This is a genomic window from Vibrio sp. NC2 (assembly GCF_025195005.1).
Lineage (GTDB): Bacteria > Pseudomonadota > Gammaproteobacteria > Enterobacterales > Vibrionaceae > Vibrio > Vibrio splendidus.
In genome coordinates, this window is record NZ_JANVFC010000016.1 from 26,783 (window position 1) to 40,255 (window position 13,473).

Consider the following 13,473-nt stretch of genomic DNA (forward strand, 5'->3'; position numbering starts at 1 on the left):
TAAAAGAAAAGAATGACAAGGATAGTTTAAAGAATGATTTCTCGTTGGATAGTGAGCAGCTTAGGCATTGTCGGTACTGTGATCAGTTTTCAGCTGTTTGCATCTACTGTGACACCGGTGGAACAATCTCAGCAAGCTGGACAAGCTCATAAAAGACCAACCGTTGCTGTTGTGCTTGCTGGTGGAGGAGCCAAAGGAGCGGCTCACATTGGTGTACTTAAAGCGCTAGAAGAGATGCAAATTCCGGTCGATTACATTACTGGTACTAGCATGGGTTCTTACGTTGGTGGGCTTTATGCGACAGGGATGAGTGCTGATGAGATTGAAAGTTTTATTTATACGGTTGATTGGAATCGCGGCTACCGTGATCGTGTTAACCGTAGTGATCGCCGAGTACGTGACAAAGAATATGAAGACCGTTACCAACTGAACACCGATCTCGGTTTAGGTTGGGGCGAAATCAAAGCTAGGAAAGGTGTGGTTCAAGGTCAGAACATGTTGCGTATTCTGCGTGAGACCACAGGTAACCTATCTCCACTCGACTCTTTTGACCATCTTGCTATTCCCTACCGTTCAGTCGCAACCGACATTATTGAGCTTGAAGAAGTGGTCATCGACCATGGTCACCTTGTTGATGCGATGATGGCCAGTATGTCAGTTCCCGGCGCGCTTCCCCCTTATGAATTAGATGGCCGAATGCTGGTTGATGGTGGTGTCACCAATAATATGCCAGTCGACGTTGCCAGAGCGATGGGCGCGGACATTGTCATTGCGGTGGATATCAGTACCAATTACAAAGGCAAAGAAGATTTCACGAATTTTCTAGCGGCAGCTGATCAACTCTCTAATTATCTGGTCCAACGCAGCACTCAAGAGCAAGCTGAAACACTGACGGATGATGATGTTTTCCTACGTCCTGATGTTGGGCAAATGGAGACGACTGACTTTGATAAAATGCCATCGGCTTTCCTCGCGGGCTATGAAGCCGCTAAGCAGCATACTGATGAGCTTTCTAAGCTGTCACTTTCTAACGCGGACTATCAGAAGTATATCGAGCATAAGCAACAAGCTCGAAAGCAGCTGAAACATGGCGATCAAACTGTCGTCGATAGGGTGGTCATCAACAACAACACCCACTATTCAGATAAGTTGATCGAAAACCGCTTAAACCTTGATTCTGGTGAGGTTTTGAAAACCAGTGAAATCGAATCTAAAGTGAAAGATCTCTATGCACTGGATAGATTTGAGTTGGTCACTTATGAATTTGACAACGTTGACGGTGAAGACCAACTTCAAGTCGATGTGAACGAAAAGTCTTGGGGCCCAAACTACCTCAACTTTCGATTCTTTCTTGAAGATGATTTCTCTACTACTAGTCAGTACTCGATCGGTGTCTCAGCCAACTTTACCGATATTAATAAGCATGGTGCAGAGCTAAGAACTAACGTCGAGATGGGTACTGACAAACGAATTGAAGCGGAACTTTACTCGCCCTTCTTTTCGAGTCAAAAACTGTTCACTTCTGCATCGATTGTTTACAGTAAGGAAAATAGAAACTTGTCCGTGGTTGAGGGGGAGATTGGAGAGCCGACATTAGAGGCGACTACAGACTATGTCCCACTGACTTATAGTGAATATGTCGGTGAATTGGCATTAGGCTATCAACCGACGTTGTGGCAAGAACTGAAATTTGGTGCTCGTTATACTGATGGGGGTTTGGAGGTTTCTTCGCTACCATCTTTTGGTAACGGAGCGTATACACGTATAGGCGGGTTTATTAGTTATCGGCTCGATACTTTAGATAATTTTAGTTTGCCAACGGAAGGTTACTTTGTCGATTTAGAATATCTTGTTTCCCATGATGACTTTGAGGACAACACGTCTGGAGATACCCCGGATCTAGGGGCTGAAAGCGATACGGTTTATGAGTTTTCGGCTAATTTCATGGCAGCAAAGAGTATTGAGAAGCATACTTTAGTCGCAAAGCTTGATTACGGTATTGTAGAGAGTAAGAACTCGATTTTTCCTATTGATCCCAAAGAGCTTGGCGGTTTCTTAAACCTGTCAGGTATTCCAAGGAATAGTATGATAGGTCAGAACTTGGCCTATACCAGCCTTATCTATCGTTATAAGTGGTTTGAAAATGACTTCGGCCTCTTTAAATCACCGTTCTACGTAGGTGCATCCATAGAACATGGTGGTGTTTGGTCAAACAATGATTTAACCATTGATGAAGCACCAATGTACACCGCAGGTTCTGTTTTTGCTGGTGTCGATTCGCCAATAGGACCGATCATTTTGGCTTATGGCCGAACTGAAGATAACTATGATTCGGTCTATTTGATTGTCGGTACTTCCTACAAATAATCATGCGTAGAGTAGCCGTTTAACTGCGTAATTAGGCAAAAATAGTGGGACTTTCGTCTTAACTTGCTATGTTGGTCAAAATGATAAGATTTTAATTTAACGTTAAATTTGCTATTCTATCGCCCACAGTTTGGCCTCTATGACGCCGCTCATCAATACAAATTGAATGACAAAAATGGCAATGGAGAGCCAAGTTTCCAAGGATGTTCACTTCTTTATTTTACTAACAATTATGAAGGTAAGAAGTGAACCGCAATGAGAGGAAAAAAGTCGTGCTTGAAGCCTACCGTAAACACGTCGAAGAACGTGCTGCCGAGGGAGTTGTTCCAAAACCACTAGATGCTGAGCAGGTAGCTGGCCTAGTTGAACTTCTGAAGAATCCACCTCAAGGTGAAGAAGAAATCATTCTTGACCTACTAGAAAACCGCATTCCACCGGGTGTAGATGAAGCTGCTTATGTAAAAGCGGGCTTTCTTACGGCTATCACTAAAGGTGAAGTGACATCTCCACTAGTAAGCAAAGCAAAAGCTGCACAACTGCTTGGTACTATGCAAGGCGGTTACAACATCGAATCTCTAGTATCTCTACTAGATGACGCTGAACTTGCTCCAATCGCTGTTAAAGCCCTTTCTCATACTCTACTGATGTTCGATGCGTTTTACGATGTCGAAGAGAAAGCGAAAGCAGGTAATGCTTCTGCACAACAAGTGCTTCAATCTTGGGCTGATGCTGAATGGTTCACAGCTAAAGACAAAGTAGCGGAAAAAATCACCGTTAAAGTATTTAAAGTCACTGGTGAAACGAACACCGATGACCTATCTCCAGCGCCTGATGCATGGTCACGTCCTGATATCCCAGTACATGCGAAAGCGATGCTGAAAATGGAACGTGATGGCATTACTCCTGACGAACAGGGTAACGTTGGTCCAATCAAACAGATTGAAGAAATGCAAAAAGACGGCATTCAACTGGCTTACGTTGGTGATGTTGTTGGTACAGGTTCTTCACGTAAATCGGCAACGAACTCAGTGCTTTGGTTTATGGGCGAAGATATCCCATTCGTACCAAACAAGCGTACTGGCGGTGTTTGTCTTGGTGGTAAAATTGCACCAATCTTCTACAACACAATGGAAGATTCAGGCGCACTACCCATTGAACTGAACGTACAAGACATGAACATGGGCGATATCATTGATATCTACCCGTACGAAGGTGTTGTTCATAAGAACGGTTCTGTGATTTCAAACTTTGAACTAGGCAAAGTTTTGCTAGACGAAGTTCGTGCTGGTGGCCGCATTCCACTGATCATTGGTCGTGGCCTAACAGGTCGTGCTCGTGATGCTCTAGGCCTAGCTGAAACAGACCTATTTGCTAAACCAATCGATCCATTAGCTTCTGATAAAGGCTACACGCTAGCTCAGAAGATGGTAGGTAAAGCGTGTGGTGTTGAAGGTGTACGTGCTGGTCAGTACTGTGAACCTAAAATGACGACAGTGGGTTCTCAAGATACTACGGGTCCTATGACTCGTGATGAACTTAAAGATCTGGCGTGTCTTGGTTTCTCAGCAGACCTTGTAATGCAGTCTTTCTGTCACACATCTGCATACCCTAAACCGGTTGATGTAAACACTCACCATACGCTACCTGATTTCATCATGAACCGTGCGGGTGTTTCACTTCGTCCGGGTGATGGTGTTATTCACTCATGGCTAAACCGTATGCTTCTTCCTGATACTGTAGGTACAGGTGGTGACTCGCATACTCGTTTCCCTCTTGGTATTTCATTCCCTGCGGGTTCTGGCTTGGTCGCATTTGCGGCGGCAACAGGTGTTATGCCTCTTGATATGCCTGAATCTATCTTGGTTCGCTTTAAAGGCGAAATGCAACCGGGTATCACACTACGTGACCTAGTACATGCAATTCCGCTTTACGGTATCAAGCAAGGTCTACTAACGGTAGAGAAAGCAGGTAAGATCAACGAATTCTCTGGTCGTGTACTAGAAATTGAAGGTGTTGAACACCTGTCTGTAGAGCAAGCATTTGAGCTTTCTGATGCATCTGCTGAGCGTTCAGCTGCAGGTTGTACCGTTAAGCTATCTCAAGAGTCTATCGATGAGTACCTGAACTCGAATATCGTTATGCTTAAGTGGATGATTGCTGAAGGTTACGGTGATGTTCGTACGATTGAGCGTCGTATTACGGCAATGGAAGAGTGGGTAGCGAATCCTGAGTTGCTATCTGCTGATTCAGATGCGGAATACGCGCATGTTATCGAGATTGATCTTGCTGATATTGACCAACCAATCCTATGTGCGCCAAACGATCCAGATGATGCTCGTCTTCTTTCTGATGTTCAAGGGACAGAGATTCAAGAAGTGTTCATCGGTTCTTGTATGACCAACATTGGGCACTTCCGTGCTGCAGGTAAGATGTTAGAAGAGTTTAACGGCTCACTAAATACTCGCCTATGGGTTGCTCCGCCAACGAAGATGGATAAAGACCAACTGACAGAAGAAGGCTACTACGGCATCTTCGGTCGTGCTGGGGTACGTATCGAAACTCCTGGCTGTTCACTATGTATGGGTAACCAAGCTCGTGTTGCTGATGCTTCGACGGTTATGTCGACGTCAACACGTAACTTCCCGAACCGTTTGGGTAATGGTGCGAACGTTTACCTAGCTTCTGCTGAGCTTTCTGCTGTTGGTGCGATTCTTGGTCGTATTCCAACGAAAGAAGAGTACTTAGAGTACGCAGAGAAGATCAATGCAACCGCTGCTGATACATATCGTTACCTGAACTTCCATAAAATGGGTCAGTACACGGAAAAAGCAGACACAGTTATCTTTCAAGAGCCTGCATAAGCGCTTTATAGATAATCAGTCAGTCGCTACTGCATTGCAGTAACGTACTCGCTGCTAATACAACGCCTTCTCTATACGAGAGGGCGTTTTTGTTTGTGTGCGTTCTTGGTGATTTGCTCTTGCTGATTTTTTATTGGTGGTTTAGTGCAGCATTAAACGCACTCGATCTCTCGTAGACTTCGCTATATACTCTCGCCTCATTTTTTACCCTATCTGTCATTAGTGCGCGGAGCCTTTATGGAATTTGAATTTACACGAAACACTTTAATGAGCGAGTACTATGTAAAGTGCAGCATGGGTCATGAAATTGTTGGCCGCTGGCTTCAAGAAGAGATCGGGAAAGATAAGCAGAAACTGGATCACGTGATGGCGTTGATTGAACAATCTCGACAGGATCTGAGTAATGAAGTGACGCTGCTTGGCAAAGAGATCAGCCTTGCTATCAATGAAGATGACGTAACGATTCAGGAAAACGTGTTAGCGCATGAGCAAGAGATGGAAGAGGGCAGTGAATTTGACTTCTACAACTGTGAAAGCCAAGCAAGCTGTGGAATCGATGATTTCGAGCGACTTATCGAACGCTGGATGGACTTTTTAGGCTATTAAGGTTTAACTTTCTACTCGCTAGTTAGCCCCTATTCTTGAGTCATTTAGAGCTTTGAAGGCTTGGTTGCCCAAAACTGGAGCAACAATAGCGCAACGCATTAAGATAGTGAAAAGGCCGCACCATATTGGTGCGGCCTTTTTCGTTATTACGAACTTATTATCTTCATGTTGTTTAAAATCAATGATTTAACTTTTTGGCACGCTACTTGGATTGTAATAAGAGAATTAACGGATTAAGTAAGAATTTAAGGAACGAATATGAAATTAATAAATGCCATTGTTAAGCCATTCAAATTAGACGATGTACGCGAAGCGCTCTCTGATGTGGGTATTGAAGGTATGACTGTTTCTGAAGTGAAAGGCTTTGGTCGTCAGAAGGGACACACTGAATTGTATCGTGGTGCGGAGTACCAAGTGGATTTCCTACCAAAAGTGAAGCTAGAGATTGCTACCCAAGCTGAAAATGTTGACCGAGTTGTTGAAGCGATTAGCCAAGCAGCACATACCGGAAAAATCGGTGATGGCAAAATTTTTGTGTATGACCTAAGCCAAGCCGTACGTATTCGTACTGGTGAAATGGATGCTGAAGCACTTTAAAGAATTACAAGGACTGGAGACTTTAATATGGAACTTACGACAACAGTAATGGAACTACGTTACGCACTAGACACTTTTTTCTTCCTCATTTCAGGTGCGTTGGTCATGTGGATGGCAGCAGGCTTCGCAATGCTTGAAGCTGGTCTAGTTCGTTCAAAGAACACCACAGAAATTTTAACTAAGAACATCTGTTTATACGCTATTGCTTGTACGACTTTCTTAGTGGTTGGCTACAACATTATGTACGTAGATAACGGTGAAGGTGGTTGGTTACCTTCATTTGGTACTTTAATTGGTACTCAAGGTGAAGGCGCAGACCATTCACTAGAATCTGACTTCTTCTTCCAAGTTGTGTTCGTTGCAACGGCAATGTCGGTCGTTTCGGGCGCAGTGGCTGAGCGTATGAAGCTTTGGTCATTCCTTATCTTCTCTGTGGTTCTAACAGCGTTTATCTATCCAATGGAAGGTTACTGGACTTGGGGTGGTGGCTTCCTATCAGAAGCAGGCTTCAGTGATTTCGCAGGTTCAGGTATCGTACATATGGCTGGTGCTTCGGCTGCGCTTGCTGGCGTATTGTTACTCGGTGCTCGTCGAGGTAAATACGGTAAAAATGGTGAAATCTACCCAATCCCTGGTTCAAACATGCCGTTAGCAACATTAGGTACGTTCATCTTATGGTTTGGTTGGTTCGGCTTCAACGGCGGTTCTCAGCTAATGGTTTCAGATTTTGAAAACGCGACAGCGGTTGGTCAGATCTTCCTTAACACCAACGCAGCAGCAGCAGCAGGCGCAATCGCAGCATTACTAGTATGTAAAACAACTTGGGGTAAAGCAGACTTAACAATGATTCTTAACGGTGCGTTAGCTGGCCTAGTAGCAATCACTGCAGACCCTCTATCACCATCACCTTTATTTTCTGTAGCGATTGGTTCGGTATCTGGTGCCTTGGTTGTATTTAGCATCATTGCTCTAGATAAAGTGAAGATTGATGATCCAGTGGGTGCTATCTCAGTTCACGGTGTATGTGGCTTCTTCGGTCTAATGGCTGTGCCTCTAAGCAACGCGGATGCAACGTTTGGTGCTCAACTATTGGGTGCAGCAGTAATCTTTGCATGGGTATTCGGAGCTAGCCTAGCGGTATGGGCAGTGCTTAAAGCAACAATTGGTATCCGTGTAACCGAAGATGAAGAACTAGAAGGTATGGACATGCACGATTGTGGTGTTGGCGCTTACCCTGAATTTGTATCAGTCAAGTAATCAAAGAATAAAGCTTAATGTAGACAAAGAGTAAGCTAGTTTAAGAAACCCCATAACCATTGGTTATGGGGTTTCTTGTTATTTATGTCTAAGCAACAATGATCTTTCAAGAGAGAGTGAGCGAGTATTTTGAATAGGAGATGATATGAATATCTCTTGAAATACATTGTTACAAAAGTGCGAGCTTGATGGTGCTGAGTAGACGAATTTTTTGTCGGACATCATTGTAATTATGTTACTGATGAATATAATAACGCAACTGATATAGATTATCATTTCGATATAAAGGATTTTACAATGAAAAAACTGCTAACACTTTCAGCTCTAGCGTGTAGTGTGATTGCCCCGACAGCAATGGCTGCGGAAGAAGTGAACGTATACTCTTACCGTCAACCTTTCCTAGTTGAGCCTATGTTCAAGGAATTCACGAAAGAGACTGGCATTAAAGTAAACGTTAAGTTTGCTAAAAAAGGTTTAGCAGAGAAGTTAGCTCAAGAGGGTGAATACAGCCCAGCTGACGTTGTATTAACTGTCGATATCAGTCGTTTATCTGAACTAACGAAACAAGGTCTAGTTCAGTCTGTTGAAAGTGATGTACTTGAAAAGAACATCCCTGCTCAGTACCAAGATACTGCTAACGAGTGGTTTGCTCTAACAACTCGTACACGTAGCGTTTATTCTTCACGTGACCGTGTTGGTCGTCTAGGTGAAGAGTTCACTTACGAAGATCTAACTAAGCCTGAATTTAAAGGCAAAATCTGTACTCGTAGCGGTAAGCACCCATACAATGTTTCTCTAGTATCTTCGATGATCGCTCACAAAGGTGAAGCTGAAACGAAAGAGTGGCTAGAAGGCGTAAAAGCAAACCTAGCACGTAAGCCTCAAGGTAACGATCGCGCACAAGTTAAAGCGATTAAAGAAGGTCTATGTGATGTTGCTCTTGGCAACAGCTACTACCTAGGTAAGATGGTTAACGATAAAGAGCAAAAAGCTTGGGCTGACTCTGTTTACATTAACTTCCCTAACCAAGAGACAACAGGTACTCACGTGAATATCTCTGGTATGGCAATGGCTAAATACTCTCCAAATGAAGAGAATGCCGTTAAGCTAATGGAATTCCTATCTGGTAACACAGCGCAAAGCATGTACGCAGAAGTAAACTACGAATACCCAGTGAAAGCAGACGTTAAACCTTCTGAGCTTGTTGCTTCATGGGGTGAATTCAAAGCTGATACAATTTCTCTAGACCAGATCGCTGACCACCACGCAGCAGCAATCAAGTTATTAGATGAAGTTAAGTTCGATCTTTAATTTATTACTGTAGGCTTCGGCCCAAGTAAAATGACAACCTCAAGTCACCATTTTCGGTCACTTGGGGTTGTTTGTTTTTGGAAAATCACTTTTTGATACAAAGCTCGTCGTTGATCCCTTGAGTTATTAGCATCTCACCTTGAAGTCGTTACAGTATATGGGTATAAATAACCCCACCATTAAAAGGATATGAGATGTATTTGCAAATGCATTTGTGTTTCATTAAGCCTCGTTGTAGTTAGGCGATGAAAGAAAAGAATTATTTATGGAACACCAGTAGCGGCATTATTGCAGTATTGCTGGTTTTACCGATCTTAGCGATTTTTACGACGGCTGTTGGAGAAACAGATGAGCTATTTTCTCATCTGATGTCCACAGTGATGCCCACCTATGCTTACAATACGGTGGTTTTAGTCATAGGAACCATGTTCCTGTCTTTAGTTTTTGGTATTCCGTCTGCTTGGATTATGGCAATGTGCCGTGTGCCGGGTGAGCGTGTTTTACAGTGGGCACTGGTACTGCCATTAGCTATGCCAGGTTATATTGTCGGGTATATCTTTACCGATTGGTTCGACTTTGCAGGCCCTGTTCAAGTGCTACTGCGAGATCTGACTGGGTGGGGACCCGGTGAGTATTGGTTCCCGGACATTAGAACCTTATCGGGTGCCATTATTGTTTTGTCCCTCGTTCTTTATCCGTATGTTTACTTGTTGTGCCGCGCGGCATTTATGGAGCAAAACGTCTCCTTATTGCAATCCGCTCGGTTGCTAAAATGTTCACCTTGGGAAAGCTTTCGTCGTATTTCTTTACCGCTTGTTCGTCCTTCTATGGCGGTAGGTCTATCGCTTGTCGCAATGGAAACCATCGGTGACTTTGGTACCGTGAGTTACTTTGCAGTCAACACCTTAACGACAGCGGTTTACGATACCTGGTTAGGTTATTCAAGTTTAACGGCTGCAGCGAAAATATCGGCAATTATGCTGGTTATCGTGATCCTACTGTTGAGTTCAGAGCGCTATAGCCGTCGTAAACAGAAACTGTTCCAGAATCAATTCAGCAGTCGTGAAGACTTTCGCTACGACTTGTCCGGTTGGAAAAAATGGTTGGCACTGTTCTGGTGCTGGGGATTAGTGTGTGTTGCATTCTTGTTCCCTCTTGGCCAGTTGATGATCTATGCCTACAAATACTTTGCGCAAAGTTGGACGCCTGAATTCAGAGAGTATGCGATTAACAGCCTTTATGTGTCAGTAGTCGCGGCGATTATTGGCGTTATCATTGCGATGATTGTGAATTTTAATCAGCGTGTTAGCCCAAGTAAGAAAAATCAGGCTTACATGCGTATTGCTTCGATGGGCTATGCCGTTCCAGGCACCGTGTTAGCGATTGGCGTGATGGTACCCGTGTTGTTTATGGATCACTTGGTCAATGACATCGCTAAAGTGATGGAGTGGGGACGACCTGGTTTGATCTTCTCTGGTTCCATGTTTGCGCTTATCTTTGCAATGGTCGTGCGTTTTTCTGCAGTGGCGATCGGCAGTATCGAAAGTAGCTTGAGTAAAGTATCTCCTTCATTGGATATGGCTTCTAAAACCATGGGTTGTAATACCAACCAGATGTTACGTCGTGTCCATTTGCCTTTGATTAAACGCGGCGCGTTGATCGCAGGTTTACTGGTGTTTATCGAATCAATGAAAGAGCTAAATGCGGCATTGCTGTTACGTCCTTTCAACTTCGAAACATTGGCGACCTATGTTTATAACTATGCCTCAGATGAGCACCTAGAGTTGGCGGCAATGCCTGCTGTATTATTGGTGTTGGTGGGTTTAATTCCTCTGATCATCGTTAACCGTTCTTTGGAGCAGAAACACTAATGAGTTGTGCATTATCAATTAAAGATCTGACTTGTAAATATGAGTCGCAAACCATCTTGGAATCGCTCTCGTTAGAAGTTGAGCATGGTGAAATTGTTTGTCTTCTTGGTGCCAGTGGCTGCGGAAAAACGACTTTGCTTAAGGCGGTTGCAGGCCTGCTTCCATTAAGTAGCGGAATCATGAGCTTGAACTGTCAAACCATTGATGATGGTGATAATTGGTTGCCACCAGAGCAACGAAACATCGGTATGATTTTCCAAGATTACGCCCTGTTTCCGCACCTGACGGTAAACCAGAATGTCGGTTTTGGCCTTAGAGATCTCTCTGATCAGCAAAAGAAAGAGAAAGTCCAAGAGATGTTGGAGCTGGTTCATTTAGATGAATTCGGTGACCGATACCCACATCAACTTTCTGGTGGTCAACAGCAGCGCGTAGCGATTGCTCGTTCTTTAGCATACAAGCCAGATTTATTGTTATTGGATGAACCTTTCTCAAACATCGATACTCAGGTTCGCCATGAGTTGATCTCTCAGATTCGTAAGATCTTTAAAAAGCAGGGTGTGACAGCTATTTTTGTGACTCACAGTCGTGAAGAGGCGTTCGCGTTTGCAGATAAGATGGCAGTAATGAACCATGGTGTGATTGAACAGTATGGTTCGGCATCGGAGCTTTATTTCCATCCATCGAGTAAGTTCGTTGCAGACTTTTTGGGCGGCGGCAGTTACCTCAATGCACAGCGTATTTCAGAGCTGGAGTTTGAAACCAGCTTGGGTGTGGTTGAAGCTAAACCACAAACGGAGATTGAATTTGGCAGTGCGTGTGAGCTTCTTTTAAGACCACAGCATATCCAAGCTAGTTACGAACAAGACAGTGCTATTTCAGTGCTAGAACAGCAATTTATGGGCGACCACTGTCGTTATGTTATTGAAGCACATGGTCAAAAGCTATTGGCAACCTCGTCAGAAGCGCTTGAAGTTGGTATGCCGGTCAACGTAAAAGTGGATACCAAAGGCGTATTGGCTTTCTAATTAGGTACAACTCATAGTACCGATAATTCGTGATGAACCATAAAAAAGCCCAGCACTTTAATCGAAAGTACTGGGCAAAAGTTCTTCATCTATAGGGGTTAACAAGGCAGTGATTTGTTAAGTCCCATACAAGACTGCTGCGCTCTATAAGCCTATAGAGAGAGGAAGTCTTTCACTTTTTGAAGAACATGTTCTGCAGTGTCTTTATCTTCCATTTCAGCGAAGATTCGTAGCAATGGCTCAGTTCCTGAGAAACGAGCAATCACCCAGCCGCCATTCTTGAAGTACACCTTGGCGCCATCTTCATAGCTGACTTTTTCAATTTCGTATTCAAATTCAGGCAGTTGTTTCTCTACGTAAATCTTGGTGTAGAGCGCTTCCTTCTCTGAAGGTTTAAACTTGCAATCGCCTTCCGCCGTATACGCATAGCCATACTTAGAGTAAATCTCATCAAGCAGCTCAGACAGCTTCTTGCCTGTCACACTGATCATCTCAACCAGTAAGCTCGATGCGAACACGCCATCCTTACCTTTGATGTGACCTCGAATGGTTAAACCGCCAGAGCTTTCACCGCCAATTAGTGAATCATCGGCTTCCATTTGAGAGCTGATATGCTTAAAGCCTACAGGAACCTCAAAGCTCTTCTCACCATGATCTGCCGCTACTTTGTCGAGCAGATGTGTGGTGGCGATGTTACGCACGACAGAGCCTTTCCAGCCTTTGTATTTCAATAAGTAGTAGTAAAGAAGCAGTAACACTTCGTTAGGGTGAATGAAGTGACCTTTCTCATCGATGATGCCTAAACGGTCGGCATCGCCATCGGTACCAATACCAATGTCATAGCCTTCTGCTGCTACCAAATGCTTCAAGCGGTAGAGCGTAGCTGCATTAGGAGATGGCATTAGGCCCCCGAAATCTGGGTTCTTACCATCGTTGATCACGTCAACATCACAGCGACCATTGATCAGCACTGTTTGTAACGCGTTTTTCGCCACGCCAAACATTGGGTCAATCAGTACACGTAGGTTCGCTTTCTTAATCGATTCGATATCAATGGCGTTGATAATCGAGTCAACAAAGGCGTTCATTGGGTTGATGATCTCGATTTCTTTGTCGTTTAATGCTTGTTCGAAGTCGACTCGGATAACGTCTTCGCTGGTCAGTGTTGCGATTTGCTGTTCAATCTTCTCTGTGATGATCTCATCAGCATCACGGCCACCTTCAATGAAAACCTTGATTCCGTTGTAATCAGCAGGGTTGTGAGAAGCGGTAATACAGGCTGAGTAGACACACCCCATCTCTTTCGCTTGGAACATCACGATAGGAGTAGGAACGAATTTGTCGATAAAGCTTACTTTGATATTGTTAGCGGCCAACACTTCAGCAAACCAACACGCGGCTTTATCTGAAAGGAAGCGGCGGTCATAGCCGATCACAAATCCGTTCTTTGCCGCTCCTTCATTGTTGATGATGTTTGCTAGTGCTTGCGCTACTAAGCGTACGTTTTCTCTAGTGAACTCTTCACCAATAAACGCGCGCCAGCCACCTGTACCAAATTTAATCATTAGAAAATCC

At 44.0% G+C, this 13,473-nt stretch carries 9 protein-coding genes; 8 read left to right on the plus strand and 1 reads right to left on the minus strand.

Features of this window, described 5'->3' with window-relative positions:
- Positions 1-33 precede the first annotated feature (33 nt).
- From NX845_RS17620 to NX845_RS17655, 8 genes are all read left to right on the plus strand, one after another.
- Positions 34-2,367, plus strand: coding sequence for a patatin-like phospholipase family protein (locus tag NX845_RS17620; protein ID WP_017093876.1), 2,334 nt, complete (start codon positions 34-36; stop codon positions 2,365-2,367).
- 272 nt (positions 2,368-2,639) lie between these two features.
- The gene (gene acnB, locus NX845_RS17625) at positions 2,640-5,228 is read left to right on the plus strand and encodes a bifunctional aconitate hydratase 2/2-methylisocitrate dehydratase (RefSeq protein ID WP_026012369.1); all 2,589 of its coding nucleotides are present in this window, start codon (positions 2,640-2,642) and stop codon (positions 5,226-5,228) included.
- A gap of 237 nt (positions 5,229-5,465) precedes the next feature.
- Positions 5,466-5,834 carry a YacL family protein gene (locus NX845_RS17630; RefSeq protein WP_065682529.1) on the plus strand — a complete coding sequence of 123 codons (369 nt, stop codon included), beginning with the start codon at positions 5,466-5,468 and terminating at the stop codon, positions 5,832-5,834.
- A 258-nt stretch (positions 5,835-6,092) separates the two neighbouring features.
- Positions 6,093-6,431, plus strand: a complete 339-nt coding sequence (gene glnK, locus NX845_RS17635; RefSeq protein WP_004738200.1) for a P-II family nitrogen regulator — start codon at positions 6,093-6,095, stop codon at positions 6,429-6,431.
- A 27-nt stretch (positions 6,432-6,458) separates the two neighbouring features.
- On the plus strand, positions 6,459-7,688 hold the full coding sequence (locus NX845_RS17640) for an ammonium transporter (RefSeq protein ID WP_017088370.1): 1,230 nt from the start codon (positions 6,459-6,461) through the stop codon (positions 7,686-7,688).
- Between the two features lie 297 nt (positions 7,689-7,985).
- Positions 7,986-8,999 carry a Fe(3+) ABC transporter substrate-binding protein gene (locus NX845_RS17645; RefSeq protein WP_017093921.1) on the plus strand — a complete coding sequence of 338 codons (1,014 nt, stop codon included), beginning with the start codon at positions 7,986-7,988 and terminating at the stop codon, positions 8,997-8,999.
- A gap of 245 nt (positions 9,000-9,244) precedes the next feature.
- On the plus strand, positions 9,245-10,870 hold the full coding sequence (locus tag NX845_RS17650; protein WP_017091574.1) for an iron ABC transporter permease: 1,626 nt from the start codon (positions 9,245-9,247) through the stop codon (positions 10,868-10,870).
- Entirely contained in the window at positions 10,870-11,898 is a 1,029-nt protein-coding gene (locus tag NX845_RS17655) for an ABC transporter ATP-binding protein (protein ID WP_017093920.1), read from the plus strand. The genes NX845_RS17650 and NX845_RS17655 overlap by 1 nt, the downstream gene beginning before the upstream one ends.
- A gap of 152 nt (positions 11,899-12,050) precedes the next feature.
- Here NX845_RS17655 and NX845_RS17660 read toward each other — a convergent pair whose 3' ends face one another.
- Positions 12,051-13,463, minus strand: a complete 1,413-nt coding sequence (locus tag NX845_RS17660) for a phosphoglucomutase/phosphomannomutase family protein (RefSeq protein WP_102463116.1) — start codon at positions 13,461-13,463, stop codon at positions 12,051-12,053.
- Between the last annotated feature and the right edge of the window lie 10 nt (positions 13,464-13,473).

Coding starts and splice junctions, on each gene's coding strand:
- NX845_RS17645 (WP_017093921.1), top strand. CDS start 7,986: ATGAAAAAACTGCTAACACTTTCAGCTCTAGCGTGTAGTGTGATTGCC.
- NX845_RS17650 (WP_017091574.1), top strand. CDS start 9,245: ATGAAAGAAAAGAATTATTTATGGAACACCAGTAGCGGCATTATTGCA.
- glnK (WP_004738200.1), top strand. CDS start 6,093: ATGAAATTAATAAATGCCATTGTTAAGCCATTCAAATTAGACGATGTA.
- NX845_RS17630 (WP_065682529.1), top strand. CDS start 5,466: ATGGAATTTGAATTTACACGAAACACTTTAATGAGCGAGTACTATGTA.
- NX845_RS17620 (WP_017093876.1), top strand. CDS start 34: ATGATTTCTCGTTGGATAGTGAGCAGCTTAGGCATTGTCGGTACTGTG.
- NX845_RS17640 (WP_017088370.1), top strand. CDS start 6,459: ATGGAACTTACGACAACAGTAATGGAACTACGTTACGCACTAGACACT.
- NX845_RS17660 (WP_102463116.1), bottom strand. CDS start 13,463: ATGATTAAATTTGGTACAGGTGGCTGGCGCGCGTTTATTGGTGAAGAG.
- NX845_RS17655 (WP_017093920.1), top strand. CDS start 10,870: ATGAGTTGTGCATTATCAATTAAAGATCTGACTTGTAAATATGAGTCG.